The sequence below is a fragment of the Nocardia niwae NBRC 108934 = DSM 45340 genome (genome assembly GCF_001613465.1).
In the GTDB taxonomy this organism is placed as follows: Bacteria; Actinomycetota; Actinomycetes; order Mycobacteriales; family Mycobacteriaceae; genus Nocardia; species Nocardia niwae.
The window spans coordinates 58,379-72,903 of the sequence record NZ_BDCK01000017.1; the positions used below are offsets into that span (position 1 = coordinate 58,379).

Sequence of the window (14,525 nt, forward strand, 5' to 3'; positions counted from 1 at the left end):
GGCCGTTGCGTGGACGACATCGCGACGCGCACACGCTATACCGGCGGTGTTGATTCGTCATGAGATTCATGTCACGGACAGATCACCCGCAGGCGTTCACCCATTCGGACAGCCCGTCGGCGAACAATTGCCGCTTCCAGATCGGGACTTCGTGCTTGATCCGATCCACCAGTTCCGCGCACGCCGCGAACGCCGCACCGCGATGCGCCGCCGCCACTGCGACGACGATCGCGCGGTCGCCGATGCCGAGCGAGCCGACGCGGTGCACGGCCGCGACCGGCAAACCGTGCGCCGCGGCGAGTTCCGCGCAGACGGTGTGCAGGAAACGCTCCGCCTGCGGGTGCGCGGAGTACTCCAGGGCCGAAACGGCCTGTCCGCCATCGTGATCGCGAACCTTCCCGGTGAATACCACGACCGCGCCGTAGTGCGGTCCGGTGACCGCCTCCTCGACCTGCGCAGGGTCGAGCGGCTGGTCGCTGATCCGGGCGAGCCGGACCGTGGCCTCAGCCGTTGTCATGACTTCCACCTCCGGCGACTTGTGCGAGCAGATGATCCAGCAGCGGTTCCAGCACCGCGATGCCGTCTCGGACGCCGCCCGGCGATCCGGGCAGATTCACGATCACCGAGCGCCCCGCCAGCCCCGCCACGCCGCGGCTGAGCGCCGCCAAGGGGAACTTCGCGGTGCCGCGCTGCCGGATCGCCTCCGCCACACCGGGCAGTTCGCGGTCGAGCAAGGCGAGGGTGGCCTCGGGGGTCGCGTCGGTGGGGGAGGCGCCGGTCCCACCGGTGCTGATGACGAGGGCCGGCTCGAAGCGCAGCGCGTCGGCCAAGCCGAACTCGATCTCGGCGTCGGCGTAGACCAGCGGGCCCCGTACCGAGAAACCGAGATCGGTCAGCCAGTCGACCAGCACCGGACCGGTGGTGTCGTCGCGGGTGCCCGCCGCGACGCCGGTCGAGGCGACCAGCACCACTGCCGAGCGCTCTTCCTCGTCGAATTCCGCCTCCGTGTACTCGGAACTGTCCGGCCCGGCATCCGCCTCGTCGGCGGAGAGCTCCTCGCCGGGGGCTGCTCCGATTTCGGCGGGCGCTTCCTCGGAAGGGCGCTCCCAATGCCCGCGCTTGCCGCCTTCTTTGGTGAGCAGCCGCACGCCGGTGAGCGTCGCGGCCGGGTCGACCGCCTTCACCATGTCGTGCAGGGTGAGCCCGGCGACCGCCACCGCGGTGAGCGCTTCCATCTCGACGCCCGTCGGGCCCTTGGTCTTGGCGGTGGCCTCGATCGTGATGGCGGTGTCGGTGAAACCGAACTCCACCCGCACCGACGACAGCGCCAGTTGATGGCACAGCGGGATCAGTTCGGACGTCTTCTTCGCCCCCGCGATGCCCGCGATGCGGGCGGTGGACAGCACATCCGCCTTCGGCATGTCCTCGGCCCGCACCAGCGCGACCACCTCGGCCGTGGTGCGCAACTCGCCCTCCGCGACGGCGATCCGGGTGGTCTCGCTCTTCTCGCTCACGTCCACCATGCGGGCGCGGCCTTCGTGGTCGACATGGGACAACTCGCTCATAACAACCACACTCGCACAAGTTCTCCGGCGGGCAGCGCGGTGACCTCGGCGGGCACCTCGATCAGCACGTCGGCCTTCGCCATGGCAGCCACGAGATGCGAACCGGGACCGGACACCACCTCGACCGCCCGCGGCTGCCCGGTCGACGCACCCGGCTGCCCTCGGACCAGTCGGCCCCGCAGGAACTGACGCTTGCCCTCCGGCGAGCGCGGCACCGCGTTGACGAGGGGAAGCTCATAGGTGTCCACCGTGGGGAGACCGGCGAGGTGCCGCAGGATCGGCCGGGCGAACACCTCGAACGACACCATTGTGCTCACCGGGTTGCCGGGGAAGCTGAGCACCGGCACCCCGTCGACGACAGTCAACCCCTGCGGTCCTCCCGGTTGCATCGCGACCGAGCCGAACCGCCCGCCCATCGGCTCGAGCACGTCCTTGACCACCTCGAAGTCACCCTTGGACACACCACCCGAGGTGAACACCACGTCGGCGTTCTCGGTCGCGGCCGACAGCAGCGCGCGGAAGCGCGCCGGATCGTCGGTGCTGTGCGCCACCGAGACGACCTCGACGCCGTTGGCCGCCAGCGCCGCGGCGAGGGCGACGCCGTTGGAGTTGTAGATCTGCCCCGGGCGCAAAGTCTTTCCGGCCGCAACCAGCTCGTCACCGGTGGTGATCACCGCGCCGCGCACCGCGCGGAACACCGCCACCGCCGAGAGGCCGACCGCGGCGAGGGCGGCCACATGCCGGGGGGCGAGCCTGGTGCCCGCACGCACGAGCAGGTCGCCGGTCCGGACATCGGTGCCCGGTTCCCGCACGAATTCTCCTGCGCTGCGGCCGCGTTCGACGGTCACGGTGCCGTCGGCGCCCGCACGGGTGTCCTCCACCGGTATGACGCAATCGGCGCCGGGCGGGATCGGCGCTCCGGTCATCACCTTCATCGCCGCGCCCCGCGGCAGCGGCGCACGGCCCGCCGCGCCTGCCGCGACCACGCCGGCCAGGGGCAGGGTGACCGGCGCGACCAGCACCGATTCGGCGCGCACCGCGTAACCGTCCATCGCGGAGTTGCGGAATACCGGCAGTTCGATCGGCGAACGGACGTCCTCGGCCGATTGCCTGCCCAGCGCCGACGGCACCGCGACGGTCTCGACGGTGCGCGCGGCCAAGGGCCGCAGCAGCTGTTCGATGCTGTCGCGGTAGTCGTCGACGGGCCTGGCCGAGACGTCGGCGGGCCGAGGGTTCATGCGAGTCAGCCTAACGCCCGATCCGGGCGGTTTTCCGTCTCCGTCGCGGTGTGCCGGTCGGTGCGCAGGTCATCGGGGCCGCGCTGGTACCGGAGTGGCGGCCTCACCGTCGATCCGCCACCTCGGTGAGCATTCCGCCCGCAGACGAATCGGGACAGGCGGTCATAATGGACGTGTGACTCTGGTCGAGATCGGGATTCCCGCGGTGCGTTCCGGGCGTCCCTCGCTCGCCGGGCGTCCCGACACCCCCTACCTGCTGGATCGTTTCGGACGCGTCGCCCGCGACCTGCGCGTATCCATCACCGAGAAGTGTTCGCTGCGCTGCACCTACTGCATGCCGGAGGAGGGGCTGCCGGAGATTCCCCGGCACGAACTGCTCACGGTGGACGAGATCGTGCGTCTGGTGCGCCTCGCGGTGCGGGATCTGGGCGTGCGGGAGGTCCGCTTCACCGGGGGCGAGCCGCTGATGCGCCGGGACCTGGAACAGATCATCGCCGGGTGTCACGCCGCCGTGCCGCACATCCCGCTGGCCATGACGACCAACGGCATCGGGCTAGAGCACCGCGCCTTCGGCCTGGCCGCCGCCGGTCTGCATCGGGTGAACGTCTCGCTGGACACCGTGGACCGGGCCGGTTTCGCGCGGCTGACGCGCCGCGACCGCCTCGAATCGGTGTTCGCCGGGATCCGCGCCGCCCGCGCCGCCGGGCTGGCCCCGATCAAGGTCAACGCCGTCTTGATGCGCGGAACCCTCTCCGGCGCACCGGATCTGCTGCGCTGGTGCCTGGACGAGGGCTGTGAGCTGCGTTTCATCGAGGAGATGCCGCTCGACGCCGACCACGAATGGGCCCGCGCCAACATGGTCACCGCCGCCGAGCTGCTCGACGTGCTCGGTACCCGATTCGAGCTCAGCGAGGCCGGGCGCGCCGATCCGTCGGCCCCCGCGGAGAAGTGGCTGGTCGACGGCGGGCCCGGCAGCGTGGGCATCATCGCCACGGTGACCCGCAAGTTCTGCGACACCTGCGACCGCACCCGGCTCACCGCGGACGGGATGCTGCGCTCCTGCCTGTTCAGCGACCAGGAGTTCGATCTGCGCCAAGCGCTGCGCTCCGGCGCGGGCGACGAGGAGGTCGCGACCCTCTGGCGGGGCGCGATGTGGAACAAATGGGCAGGTCACGGCATCGACGCCGAGGGCTTCGTCCCCCCGGAGCGGACGATGGGAGCCATCGGTGGTTGAGATCCGCTATTTCGCCGCGATCGCCGACGCCGTGGGCAAGGACAGCGAAACCCTCGACTTCCCGTCCGGGGCGACGGTGGCCGACCTGCGCGCGGCCCTGTCGGCGGCCTACGGCCCGGACCTGGACAAGATGCTGTCGGTGTGCGCCTACCTGATCGGTGACGAACTCACCCGCGACCCCGCGGCCGCGTTGAGCCCGCGCGTCGACGTGCTGCCACCCTTCGCGGGCGGGTGACCGCGACCCGCCGAGCGCCGGGCCGCGGTGCTCAGCGCCACCAGGTGTCGAGCGGGGTCGCCGGAACGGTTCGCTTGTGCCGGGTGTTGCGGAAGATGCCCTCCAGTCGCTCGGCGACCTCCAGGGTGACCTCCTTGCCCTCCAGGTAGTCGTCGATCTCGCTGTAGCGCAGACCGAGCGCCTCTTCGTCGGGCAGGGCGGGGCGGTCGTCCTCCAGATCGGCGGTGGGCACCTTCGACCAGATGCTGGCCGGCGCGCCGAGTTCCTGGAGCAGGGCGGCCCCTTGACGCTTGGTGAGACCGGTGAGCGGAGTGAGGTCGACGCCGCCGTCGCCGTATTTCGTGAAGAATCCGGTGACCGCCTCGGCCGCGTGGTCGGTGCCGACCACGAGCAGGTTCTCCTGCCCGGCCAGCGCGTATTGGAGCACCATGCGTTCGCGCGCTTTGATGTTGCCGCGCACGAAATCTCGCAGCTGATTCACCTGCAACGCCGAGGCCGCTTCCGCGGCCGCGGCGTTCGCGCTGGGCCGGACGTTCACCACGACCTGCCGATCGGGCTGGACGAACGCCAGCGCGGTGCGCGCGTCGGCCTCGTCGGCCTGCACGCCGTAGGGCAGCCGGACGGCGAGGAAGGTAGCGTCCGCGCCCTCGGCGCGCAGTTCCTCGACCGCGAGCTGGCACAGCCGTCCGGCCAGCGCGCTGTCCTGTCCACCGCTGATGCCGAGGACGTAACCTCTTGCGGGAGTGGCGTTCAGATAGTCCTTCAGGAAATCGACCCGTCGGCGGATTTCCTTCTTCGGTTCGATCGTGGGCTGGACACCCAATTCACTGATGATCTGTTCGCGCAGGTTCCCCATGGCGCCCGAGTCTACTGGCGAATCAGGACGCGACAACGCGCCGAACGACGCGCTCCCAGTTGTCGCCGATCTGCTCGCGGGTATAGCCCAGCACCTGCATCTGGTGCATGACCAGCGCCGCGCCCAGCATCGCCAGGAGCGAGTCGGCGATGAGCCGGGGATCCCCGGGTGCGTTCGCCTGCCGCAGCAGCATCACCACGTGCGCGCGCAGTAATCCGTACGGCCGTCCGGAGTAGCGGTCACCCGCCTCGCCGAGTTCGGCGGCGCGGTGCAGCTCGCCTTCCACCTCGATGTCCAGCAGCCTGGTGCGCCCGAAGGCGACCAGTCGTTCCACCGGCGGCGCGCCCGGTCCCAGCGGCGGCGGCCCGAAGATGAAGGACTCCTGGTACTTCCGCTCCGAATGGTCCAGCAGCGCGAGCATGAGGCCGGACCTGCTGCCGAACCGGCGGAACACCGTGCCCTTGCCGACCCCGGCGCGTTTGGCCAGCGCGTCCATGGTGAGACTGTCCACGCCCTGCTCGCGCACCAGCTGCTGCGCCGCGTCCAGCAGCAGCCGCCGGTTGCGCGCCGCGTCGGCGCGCTCCGTGGGCTCGGACGTGCCGGGGGGCGGGGCGCCGACGTCGAGCAGCCGGCGTGAGCCATCGGCGGACGCATCGGGTGTGGGGTAGTTCACAGCGCTCACGCCGACTCCGCGGGAAGTAATCGGACCATGGTCCGGTTAGTGTGTGGTAGACGTACGGACACCACCTCATCAGTACACCAGGAGTCGTCATGAGCCAGACCCGCATTCTCGCACTCGTCGGTAGCCTGCGCGCCGCCTCTGTCAACCGGCGGCTGGCCGAGGCCGCGGCGGACACCGCGCCGGAGGGTGTCGAGGTCACCCTCTATGAGGGGCTTGCCGACATTCCGTTCTACAACCAGGACATCGACGTGCCCGGGTCCGTACCCGCGGCCGCCCAAGCGCTGCGCGACGCGGTCGCCGAGGCGGAGGGCCTGCTGATGGTGACGCCGGAGTACAACGGCACGCTGTCGGCGGTGCTGAAGAACGCGATCGACTGGGCTTCCCGTCCGTACGGCGCCGGGGCCATCAAGGCCAAGCCCACGGCCGTGGTGAGCGCGTCGATCAGCCCGAACGCGGCCCGGTGGGCGCACGGCGACGCGGTCAAGGCGCTCGGTGTCGCGGGCGCGCAGGTGGTGGAGTCCGCGCACCTGCACTTCGGCGTCATCGGCGAGCGGTTCGGCGCCACGCATCCGCGCGACGACGCCGAGGCGCTGACCCAGCTGGCCGCCACCGTGCGCGATCTGGTCGAGGCGACGCGTGGCGAATTGGTGTCGGTGTAAGCTCCATCCCCGGTCTCGGACGAGGGCCATCGCTACGGCTGTAGCGGTGGCCCTCTTCGTTCGCCTGGGAGTTTGCTGAAAGTGTGCTGAAGCGCCGGATGGTGATCTGCGCCACTGTTTCTTCCTGGGGTGAATCGAGCGTACTGGTACTTCTCTCGATGGAATTTCATCAATGTGACTCGCTACATGTCGTGTTGTAGGAATCTGTCGGCCACTAGGTGTAGTGTCTTCGCTACTGGAAGACGGCGAGAGACCTCACTCGACAGGAGTCGGCCACGCGTGGCTGATCAGGGGATTCGAGTCCGGCTCCAGGAGTTTGCGCAGCATGCGTCGGAACGTGCGTCGCACGCGGCCGCTCGCAGGTCGCTCGAACGATCGGCATAGGGATCACCGGCTGTGGATCAGGCACAAGGAGAGAGGGATGTCAATGACCGTCACCGTGTACACCAAGCCCGCTTGCGTCCAGTGCAACGCCACCTACAAGGCTCTCGACAAGGCCGGGGTGGACTACGAGGTCATCGACATCTCGGAGAACGACGAGGCGCGTGACTTCGTCATGGCACTCGGATACCTGCAGGCGCCGGTCGTGGTGGCCGGGGACGATCACTGGTCGGGCTTCCGGCCCGACCGCATCAAGTCGCTCGCGACCGTGGCGGCCTGACGCTCCACCGCTTCCGGTTCATCCGAGGTGCGAGCGCCGCGCGATTCGCCGCGGCGCTCCCGAGAAGAGGAAGGCGACCATGTCGGAGACGGCGGCGCTGGTCTACTTCTCCAGCGCTTCGGAGAACACGCATCGCTTCGTCGAGAAGCTGGGCCTCCCGGCGACTCGCATACCACTGCACACCGCCGACTCGCTGCGCGTCGACGAACCGTACGTGCTGATCGTCCCCACCTATGGGGGCGGTCGGCACGTGCTGGGGGGCGCTCGTTCCGACAAGGATTTCGTGCCGCGGCAGGTCGCCAAGTTCCTCAACGATCCGCACAACCGCGCGCTGCTGCGCGGCGTCATCGCGGCGGGCAATACGAACTTCGGCGACACCTTCTGCTACGCGGGGGAACTCATCGCACGCAAGTGCGGGGTGCCGTACCTGTATCGCTTCGAACTCATGGGAACCGCTGAGGACGTCGAACGCGTCCGAGAGGGATTGGGATTGTTTTGGCAACAGCAACGACAGCACCGGCCGGAAAGACAGCTCGCTTAGAGCAGCCCCCGGTTCGCGGCGCCGAAGCGGGCGAGGTCCTCGACTACCACGCCCTCAACGCGATGCTGAACCTGTACGGTCCGAACGGGGAGATCCAGTTCGACAAGGACCGTGAGGCCGCCCACCAGTACTTCCTGCAGCACGTCAATCAGAACACCGTCTTCTTCCACAACCTGGACGAGAAGCTGGACTACCTGATCGACGAGAACTACTACGAGGCGGAAGTTCTGGAGCAGTACAGCCGCGAGTTCATCAAGAAGCTGTTCCAGCAGGCCTACGCCAAGAAGTTCCGGTTCCCCACCTTCCTCGGCGCCTTCAAGTACTACACCTCGTACACCCTGAAGACCTTCGACGGCAAGCGTTACCTCGAGCGCTTCGAGGACCGGGTGTGCATGGTCGCGCTCACGCTCGCCGCGGGCGACGAGGCGCTCGCGGGCGAGCTGGTCGAGGAGATCATCGACGGCCGCTTCCAGCCGGCCACTCCCACCTTCCTGAACTCGGGCAAGAAGCAGCGTGGCGAGCCGGTGTCGTGCTTCCTGCTGCGCATCGAGGACAATATGGAGTCCATCGGCCGCTCGATCAACTCCGCGCTGCAGCTGTCCAAGCGCGGCGGCGGGGTCGCGTTGCTGCTGAGCAACATTCGCGAGCACGGCGCGCCGATCAAGAAGATCGAGAACCAGAGTTCGGGCGTCATCCCGATCATGAAGCTGCTCGAGGACTCGTTCTCCTACGCCAACCAGCTCGGCGCGCGGCAGGGCGCGGGTGCGGTCTATCTGCACGCGCACCATCCGGACATCTACCGGTTCCTGGACACCAAGCGGGAGAACGCGGACGAGAAGATCCGCATCAAGACGCTCTCGCTGGGCGTGGTCATCCCGGACATCACCTTCGAGCTGGCCAAGAAGAACGAGGACATGTATCTGTTCTCGCCCTACGACGTGGAGCGCATCTACGGCAAGCCGTTCGCCGACATCGACGTCACCGAGAAGTACTACGAGATGGTCGACGACAAGCGCATCCGCAAGTCGAAGATCAAGGCGCGCGAGTTCTTCCAGACCATCGCCGAGCTGCAGTTCGAGTCCGGTTATCCGTACATCATGTTCGAGGACACGGTGAACCGGGCCAACCCGATCGCGGGCAAGATCACCCACTCCAACCTGTGCTCGGAGATCCTGCAGGTCTCCACGCCGTCGGAGTTCAACGACGACCTGTCCTACGCCAAGGTGGGCAAGGACATCTCCTGCAACCTCGGATCGCTGAACATCGCCAAGACGATGGACTCGCCCGATTTCGCGCAGACCATCGAAGTGGCCATCCGGGCGCTGACCGCGGTGTCGGACCAGACCCACATCTACTCGGTGCCGTCCATCGAGCAGGGCAACAACTCCTCGCACGCCATCGGCCTAGGGCAGATGAACCTGCACGGGTATCTGGCGCGCGAACGGATCCACTACGGGTCCGAAGAGGGCATCGACTTCACGAACATCTACTTCTACACCGTGGTCTACCACGCGATCCGGGCGTCGAACCGGATCGCGATCGAGCGCGGCACCTACTTCGGCGGCTTCCCGGAATCGAAGTACGCCAGCGGCGAGTACTTCGACAAGTACACCGATCAGGTGTGGGAGCCGAAGACCGATCGCGTCCGGCAGCTGTTCGCCGACGCGAACGTGCACATCCCGACCCAGGACGACTGGCGTGAGCTGAAGGCCTCGGTCATGGAGCACGGCATCTACAACCAGAACCTGCAGGCGGTCCCGCCGACCGGGTCGATCTCCTACATCAACCACTCCACCAGCTCCATCCACCCGGTGGCGTCGAAGATCGAGATCCGCAAGGAAGGCAAGATCGGGCGCGTCTACTATCCGGCGCCCTACATGACCAACGACAATCTCGAGTACTACGAGGACGCCTACGAGATCGGGTACGAGAAGATCGTCGACACCTACGCCGCGGCTACTCAGCACGTGGACCAGGGCCTGTCGCTGACGTTGTTCTTCAAGGACTCCGCCACCACTCGCGATCTCAACCGGGCCCAGATCTACGCCTGGCGCAAGGGCATCAAGACCCTCTACTACATCCGGCTGCGCCAGATGGCGCTGGAGGGAACCGAAGTCGAAGGTTGCGTCTCCTGCATGCTGTAGTTCCGTAGCGAACAGGGCCTCCGCAGTGGGGGCCCTGTTCGCATTACCGGCCGCCTCGACAGCGCTCGGCTCGCAGCTCCCCACAACGGGCGATGAGCGGTTCGTCTCTGGAATATGCTGGCGCAGAATCGATCCGGTAGTGATAGGAACGACGATGACCGATCTCGGCGGCGACGGGCAGCCGCTCCGGCCCATCCATGACGCCAGCGTGCCGAGCAGTGCGCGGATATACGACTACGTCCTGGGCGGGAAAGACCACTATCAGGTGGATCGGGACGCGGCCGAGAAAGTCATCGCGGCGTTTCCGACCACCCGTGTCGCGGCTCGCCAGAACCGGCTCTTCATGCATCGTGCGGTGAACGCGCTCACCGCGATGGGCGTGACACAATTCCTCGACATCGGCACCGGCATCCCCACCGAGCCGAACCTGCACCAGGTGGCGCAGGCGCCGACGCCCGAAGCGCGGGTGGTCTACGTGGACAACGATCCGATCGTGTTGTCCCACGCGCGCGCCTTGCTCACCGGTACGCCGGAGGGGCGCACCGCCTACGTCGACGCCGACTTGAAGGATCCCGAGGCGATCCTGTCCGCGCCCGAACTCCTCGACACCCTGGACCTGAAGCGTCCGGTGGCGCTGAGTCTGGTCGCCGTGCTGCATTTTCTGGACGACGAACAAGACCCTTACGGAATCGTCGAGACGTTGATGGGCGCCCTCGCGCCGGGTTCGTTCCTTATGGTCACGCACATCACCGCCGACCTCGAACCCGAGATGATGACCGCCGCGCTCACCGTGTATCGGCAGAGCGGGGTCTATGCCCGGACACGCACGCGGGACGAATTCGCCCGGTTCTTCACCGGGCTGGAACTACTGGACCCGGGAATTGTCGTCAGCAACCAGTGGCGCCCGCAGGGCGAGTCCCCGTCCTGGCTCGACTCGCAAGTGAACTGCTGGAGCGCGGTCGGCCGGAAGGGGTGAGATGGGTTGTTCGGCCGCGCCTGCGGCGCATGCGCTTCGGTTGTTCGGGCGCGAGACGGCCGCGACGGTCGCTCGTAGGACTCGCTCCGTTGTGGGGGCGTAAGTGTGAATCAAGCTGTTCGAGGGTGGGCCGGTTGCGGGGCTCGGCCGATGGTGGGCCTTCTCCGGGCAGGCCGCGCGACGGCTCGGGCGTTGGAGGACCCGCTCGGGGCAGGAGTCACGAAGGTTCGGCTGCTTGTGAATCCTGCCCGGCGTGATCAGCTCAGGGCCGGGAGCACTTCGCGTTCGAAGAGTTCGAGGCCGGAGGTGTCATAGGCGGATTCGGGGAAGTTGCAGATGGCGTAGCCGAGGCCGAGGTCGGCGACTCGGCGTAGGTTCTCGATGATTTGCTCGGGAGTGCCGGTGGCGGCGCCGCTGTTGTACAACTGCTCGAAGTAGGCCTTCGCCGCGTCGGCGCCGATCACGGGTGTCAGGCGATCCTTCAGCGCCGCGAGACGCTCGTCGACTTCGGCCTGGGTCGAGCCGATGACGACGTTGAAGTTCGAGCTGCGGACGATCGCGTCGAAGTCGGTGCCGACGTCGGCGCAGTGCGCGCGCAGCACCTCGGACTTGTGGGTGAACTCGTCGGGATTGCCGCTGAAGTTGGTGTACTGGGCGTACTTCGCGGCGATGCGCAGCGTCTTCTTCTCGCCGCCGCCCGCGATCCACAGCGGAATGCCGTCCTCCTGCAACGGAAGTGGACGAACGATGGCGCCGTCCACCTGGTAGTACTTGCCGTCGAGGGTGGCCGAACCCGTGGTCCAGGCCTGCCGGAAGATCTGCACACCCTCGTCGAGGCGGCCCAGCCGTTCGCCCGCGGACGGGAAGCCGTAGCCGTAGGCGCGCCACTCGTGCTCGTACCAGCCACCGCCGATGCCCATCTCGACGCGCCCGCCGGAGATGAGGTCGACCGTCGCGGCCACCTTGGCGAGGTAGGCCGGGTTGCGGTAACTGATCGCGGTACACATCTGACCGAGGCGGATGCGCGAGGTGGTCGCGGCGAACGCCGACATCAGCGTCCACGCTTCGTGCGTCGCCTCCTCGGTGGGCACCGGGACGGTGTGGAAGTGGTCGTACACCCACAGCGATTCCCATGCCGGGTTCGCGTCGGCGCGCTGGGCGAGGTCTCGCATCACCCCCCACTGGTCCACCGGGTCGACGCCCACCAGATCGAGCCGCCAACCCTGCGGAATGAAGATGCCGAAGCGCACGAATATCTCCTTCGCGTGTACCCGAACCACCGCGGCGAGCGCCACGGCTTCCGTACCTCACTGTTATCACTCCTGCGCGCGCTGGCAACCGTTCGGCGCTCGGCGCACCGAATTACGCCCCCCTTGCGGCGATCTGCGCCAGAAAAAGGCGACCAAGGCCGAGCTATTCGCACGCTACTCGCACGCATCGCCGACAAATGGGCTTTGACGATCATGGCGATGCTGTATACCCAGCGATTGCGATTCAGCGAGTTGCAGCAGCGCATCCAGGGCATCTCGCAGCGCATGCTCTCGCTTACCCTGCGCAAACTCGAACGGGACGGCCTCGTCATCCGCACCGTCCATGCCGAGGTTCCGCCGCGCGTGGAATACGAACTCAGTGAGCTCGCCACCACCTTGATTCCCCACGCGATAGCCCTGGCCGAACGGGCGATCGAGCACAATCCCGAGATCGACGCCCATCGGGAGGCGCACGACAAGCGGCCACGCTGAGCACGCGCACGAGAAAATCCCCTGGCGACAGAGCAGGTGAATGCCGCACGCTGTAAATGGTATGAACGAAGTAAGAAGACACCCGTATCGGCGAAGGCAGCCTCGGCTCGGCGTCGATTTCGGCCGAGTCGTTCAAGGGGCGGCCATGGAGCCCGGCGACGAGGACACGGTGTTCCTCTCCGGCGGGCTCGAGGAGGCGCTGCGCACGCCGGCCGCCGAGGGCGCGTTCGACGTATTGCCGCGCCTGGTCCGGCGCTTCGAGGGCCGCGCGTGGATCATCTCGAAGTGCGGTCCCCGGATCGAGGAGCGCACCCGCCAGTGGCTCGACCACCACGACTTCTACGAGCGGACCGGCATCGCACGCGACAATGTGCGCTTCTGCCGCGCGCGAGCGGACAAGGCGGTGCACTGCGCCGAGCTCGGCATCACCCACATGATCGACGACCGCCTCGACGTGCACCGCGTCCTGCGTGATCTGGTGGGGCACCGGTTCCTGTTCGGCGCGCAGCCGCAGCCGGTTCCCGACTGGGTGCGCCACGTCCCGAGCTGGGCCGATGCCGAACGCGCCGTACTGGAGACCTTGGATCCGACGCCCCCGGCGCACCCGTAGGGGCGTTATGTGGCCGCACCGCCCGTCGGGAGTCCGCGAGCCGTTGTCTCGCACGAGCAACAGCCGGTGCGCCGCTCGGAACCGCGGACCACACGAGCGCTACGCCATCTGCTGCAGCGCAGACCTCACTCGGTGTTGCAGTCCGATACGGTTTTCCGATGGGTTCGCCATGTCCCGTCGCGAACGGTCCTGGTGATGGAGGCGACCACCGATCGGATGCGGACGTACCGGCGGCGGCGCCAGACCGGCCGGGCGCTCGAGGCACTCGGCCGGTCTGGGTTTCCACTTCGCTACGCGCCCGTGAACTTCTCTCCGGCAATGGACTTCGACGGCTCACCGTCGACGCCGACCGGGATGTCACCCTCGAGGGTGGTGCGGTACAGCACGCGGGTGACGTCGAGGTGGTCGAGGTCGCTCGGCGCGAGGTGCGCGGTGGCGCGGTTGTCCCAGAACGCGAGACTGCCCTTCGCCCAGCGGAACCGGACCGTGTAGGCCGGGTTGGTCACCTCGTCGAATAGCAGCTTCAGCACCGCATCGCTCTGGTTCGGGGCGAGCCCGACAATCCGGGTGGTGAAGCCGGGGTTCACGAACAGCGCCCGCTCGCCGGTCACCGGGTGCACCCGGACGACCGGATGCTCGGTGATCAGCGGCGCGGTCGCGACCTTCTTCGCGTAGTCGCTGCCGGAGTCCCAGGCCGGCCTGCTCCCGCCGAAACGGTGCTCGGCGCGCAGCCCTTCGACGAATCGCTTGAGCGACTCCGGCAGGTTCTCGTAGGCCGCGACGAGGTTCGTCCAGCCGGTGTCGCCGCCGCGCTCCGGGGCGATCTCGGCGCGCAGGATCGAGGCCGCGGGCGGGTTGATCAGCGCGGAGACATCGGTGTGCCATTGGTTGGTGTAGCTGTGCTTGCGCACCCCGAACCGCTTCTCGTAGAGCCGGCTGTCGACCGCGAGGATCTCCGGGTGCTCCGTCGGCGCGTCGTCGTCGTACGGGTGCGACGGCGTCACCGCGCCGAAGCGGCGGGAGAAGGCGATCTGCTGGGCGTGATCGATGTGCTGATCGCGGAAGAACAGCACCTTGTAGGCGTGCAGCGCGTCGGTGATGGCCGTGACCTGCTGGTCGGTCAGCGGTTCGCGGAGATCGACGCCGGAGATCTCGGCGCCGATGTGACCGGCGACGGGAGCGACGTGCAGCGCGTCATCGGTAGCGGTCGAGACGGGGGTTTCGTGTACTGCGGTCATCGGAAGAACTCATTTCGGACTAGAGGATCGGGCCGGCGCCAAACCGGGTGGTGCGAGGTGAGCGGCAAGACGACAAGCGCTGCCGCACACCCGCATGAAGTCGACGACGCGCCGTTTGGTCAACGCCTTGCTTCCGGACGCGAG

Annotated in this window: 16 protein-coding genes; 9 read left to right on the plus strand and 7 right to left on the minus strand. The window is 67.6% G+C overall.

Features of this window, described 5'->3' with window-relative positions; genetic code table 11:
* Nucleotides 1-82 precede the first annotated feature (82 nt).
* From NNI01S_RS09220 to NNI01S_RS09230, 3 genes are read right to left on the minus strand one after another with little or no spacing between them, the layout of a single operon-like run.
* Nucleotides 83-517, minus strand: coding sequence for a molybdenum cofactor biosynthesis protein MoaE (locus tag NNI01S_RS09220; protein WP_063019566.1), 435 nt, complete (start codon nucleotides 515-517; stop codon nucleotides 83-85).
* Nucleotides 504-1,565, minus strand: coding sequence for a bifunctional molybdenum cofactor biosynthesis protein MoaC/MoaB (moaCB, locus tag NNI01S_RS09225; protein ID WP_063019575.1), 1,062 nt, complete (start codon nucleotides 1,563-1,565; stop codon nucleotides 504-506). Before moaCB ends, NNI01S_RS09220 begins: the two co-directional genes overlap by 14 nt.
* On the minus strand, nucleotides 1,562-2,803 hold the full coding sequence (locus tag NNI01S_RS09230) for a molybdopterin molybdotransferase MoeA (protein WP_063019577.1): 1,242 nt from the start codon (nucleotides 2,801-2,803) through the stop codon (nucleotides 1,562-1,564). Before NNI01S_RS09230 ends, moaCB begins: the two co-directional genes overlap by 4 nt.
* Before the next feature lie 175 nt (nucleotides 2,804-2,978).
* On the opposite strand from NNI01S_RS09230, the gene moaA reads away from it, so the two are divergent.
* Both moaA and NNI01S_RS09240 read left to right on the plus strand, forming a co-directional pair.
* Complete coding sequence (gene moaA / locus NNI01S_RS09235; protein WP_063019579.1) at nucleotides 2,979-4,037, plus strand: GTP 3',8-cyclase MoaA; 1,059 nt, start codon at nucleotides 2,979-2,981, stop codon at nucleotides 4,035-4,037.
* Nucleotides 4,030-4,272, plus strand: coding sequence for a MoaD/ThiS family protein (locus tag NNI01S_RS09240; protein WP_063019581.1), 243 nt, complete (start codon nucleotides 4,030-4,032; stop codon nucleotides 4,270-4,272). Before moaA ends, NNI01S_RS09240 begins: the two co-directional genes overlap by 8 nt.
* A 31-nt stretch (nucleotides 4,273-4,303) precedes the next feature.
* Here NNI01S_RS09240 and nadE read toward each other — a convergent pair whose 3' ends face one another.
* Nucleotides 4,304-5,128 (minus strand): NAD(+) synthase, encoded by an 825-nt coding sequence (gene nadE, locus NNI01S_RS09245; RefSeq protein WP_063019583.1) that lies wholly within the window; start codon nucleotides 5,126-5,128, stop codon nucleotides 4,304-4,306.
* A gap of 22 nt (nucleotides 5,129-5,150) precedes the next feature.
* A complete protein-coding gene (locus NNI01S_RS09250) occupies nucleotides 5,151-5,756 on the minus strand; it encodes a TetR/AcrR family transcriptional regulator (RefSeq protein WP_063019854.1) in 606 nt (201 codons plus the stop codon).
* A 143-nt stretch (nucleotides 5,757-5,899) separates the two neighbouring features.
* On the opposite strand from NNI01S_RS09250, the gene NNI01S_RS09255 reads away from it, so the two are divergent.
* The 5 genes from NNI01S_RS09255 to NNI01S_RS09275 all read left to right on the plus strand — a co-directional run bounded on the left by NNI01S_RS09255 (nucleotide 5,900) and on the right by NNI01S_RS09275 (nucleotide 10,791).
* Nucleotides 5,900-6,469, plus strand: coding sequence for an NAD(P)H-dependent oxidoreductase (locus NNI01S_RS09255; RefSeq protein WP_063019585.1), 570 nt, complete (start codon nucleotides 5,900-5,902; stop codon nucleotides 6,467-6,469).
* A gap of 427 nt (nucleotides 6,470-6,896) precedes the next feature.
* A complete protein-coding gene (gene nrdH, locus NNI01S_RS09260) occupies nucleotides 6,897-7,130 on the plus strand; it encodes a glutaredoxin-like protein NrdH (RefSeq protein ID WP_043729459.1) in 234 nt (77 codons plus the stop codon).
* A 79-nt stretch (nucleotides 7,131-7,209) separates the two neighbouring features.
* Nucleotides 7,210-7,671: a class Ib ribonucleoside-diphosphate reductase assembly flavoprotein NrdI gene (gene nrdI, locus NNI01S_RS09265; RefSeq protein WP_063019587.1), complete on the plus strand. Its 462-nt coding sequence runs from the start codon at nucleotides 7,210-7,212 to the stop codon at nucleotides 7,669-7,671.
* A 62-nt stretch (nucleotides 7,672-7,733) separates the two neighbouring features.
* Nucleotides 7,734-9,815 carry a class 1b ribonucleoside-diphosphate reductase subunit alpha gene (gene nrdE / locus NNI01S_RS09270; RefSeq protein ID WP_245676060.1) on the plus strand — a complete coding sequence of 694 codons (2,082 nt, stop codon included), beginning with the start codon at nucleotides 7,734-7,736 and terminating at the stop codon, nucleotides 9,813-9,815.
* A 154-nt stretch (nucleotides 9,816-9,969) separates the two neighbouring features.
* Nucleotides 9,970-10,791, plus strand: a complete 822-nt coding sequence (locus tag NNI01S_RS09275; RefSeq protein WP_063019591.1) for an SAM-dependent methyltransferase — start codon at nucleotides 9,970-9,972, stop codon at nucleotides 10,789-10,791.
* A 257-nt stretch (nucleotides 10,792-11,048) separates the two neighbouring features.
* Here the strand turns inward: NNI01S_RS09275 and NNI01S_RS09280 are convergent, their stop codons facing one another.
* Nucleotides 11,049-12,041 (minus strand): LLM class F420-dependent oxidoreductase, encoded by a 993-nt coding sequence (locus NNI01S_RS09280; protein ID WP_063019855.1) that lies wholly within the window; start codon nucleotides 12,039-12,041, stop codon nucleotides 11,049-11,051.
* 15 nt (nucleotides 12,042-12,056) lie between these two features.
* On the opposite strand from NNI01S_RS09280, the gene NNI01S_RS35935 reads away from it, so the two are divergent.
* Together NNI01S_RS35935 and NNI01S_RS09290 are read left to right on the plus strand one after the other, a co-directional pair.
* Nucleotides 12,057-12,533, plus strand: a complete 477-nt coding sequence (locus NNI01S_RS35935) for a winged helix-turn-helix transcriptional regulator (RefSeq protein WP_245676047.1) — start codon at nucleotides 12,057-12,059, stop codon at nucleotides 12,531-12,533.
* Nucleotides 12,534-12,678: 145 nt separating this feature from the next.
* Entirely contained in the window at nucleotides 12,679-13,143 is a 465-nt protein-coding gene (locus NNI01S_RS09290) for a hypothetical protein (protein WP_084488662.1), read from the plus strand.
* Nucleotides 13,144-13,433: 290 nt separating this feature from the next.
* Here the strand turns inward: NNI01S_RS09290 and NNI01S_RS09295 are convergent, their stop codons facing one another.
* Entirely contained in the window at nucleotides 13,434-14,381 is a 948-nt protein-coding gene (locus NNI01S_RS09295; protein ID WP_063019597.1) for a TauD/TfdA dioxygenase family protein, read from the minus strand.
* Nucleotides 14,382-14,525 lie beyond the last annotated feature (144 nt).

Bases quoted from the DNA above. Each gene is read 5' to 3' on its own strand.
- nrdE (WP_245676060.1), top strand. From the start codon at position 7,734: ATGCTGAACCTGTACGGTCCGAACGGGGAGATCCAGTTCGACAAGGAC.
- nrdI (WP_063019587.1), top strand. From the start codon at position 7,210: ATGTCGGAGACGGCGGCGCTGGTCTACTTCTCCAGCGCTTCGGAGAAC.
- moaCB (WP_063019575.1), bottom strand. From the start codon at position 1,565: ATGAGCGAGTTGTCCCATGTCGACCACGAAGGCCGCGCCCGCATGGTG.
- nrdH (WP_043729459.1), top strand. From the start codon at position 6,897: ATGACCGTCACCGTGTACACCAAGCCCGCTTGCGTCCAGTGCAACGCC.
- nadE (WP_063019583.1), bottom strand. From the start codon at position 5,128: ATGGGGAACCTGCGCGAACAGATCATCAGTGAATTGGGTGTCCAGCCC.
- NNI01S_RS09275 (WP_063019591.1), top strand. From the start codon at position 9,970: ATGACCGATCTCGGCGGCGACGGGCAGCCGCTCCGGCCCATCCATGAC.
- NNI01S_RS09220 (WP_063019566.1), bottom strand. From the start codon at position 517: ATGACAACGGCTGAGGCCACGGTCCGGCTCGCCCGGATCAGCGACCAG.
- NNI01S_RS09290 (WP_084488662.1), top strand. From the start codon at position 12,679: ATGGAGCCCGGCGACGAGGACACGGTGTTCCTCTCCGGCGGGCTCGAG.
- NNI01S_RS09295 (WP_063019597.1), bottom strand. From the start codon at position 14,381: ATGACCGCAGTACACGAAACCCCCGTCTCGACCGCTACCGATGACGCG.
- NNI01S_RS09255 (WP_063019585.1), top strand. From the start codon at position 5,900: ATGAGCCAGACCCGCATTCTCGCACTCGTCGGTAGCCTGCGCGCCGCC.
- NNI01S_RS09230 (WP_063019577.1), bottom strand. From the start codon at position 2,803: ATGAACCCTCGGCCCGCCGACGTCTCGGCCAGGCCCGTCGACGACTAC.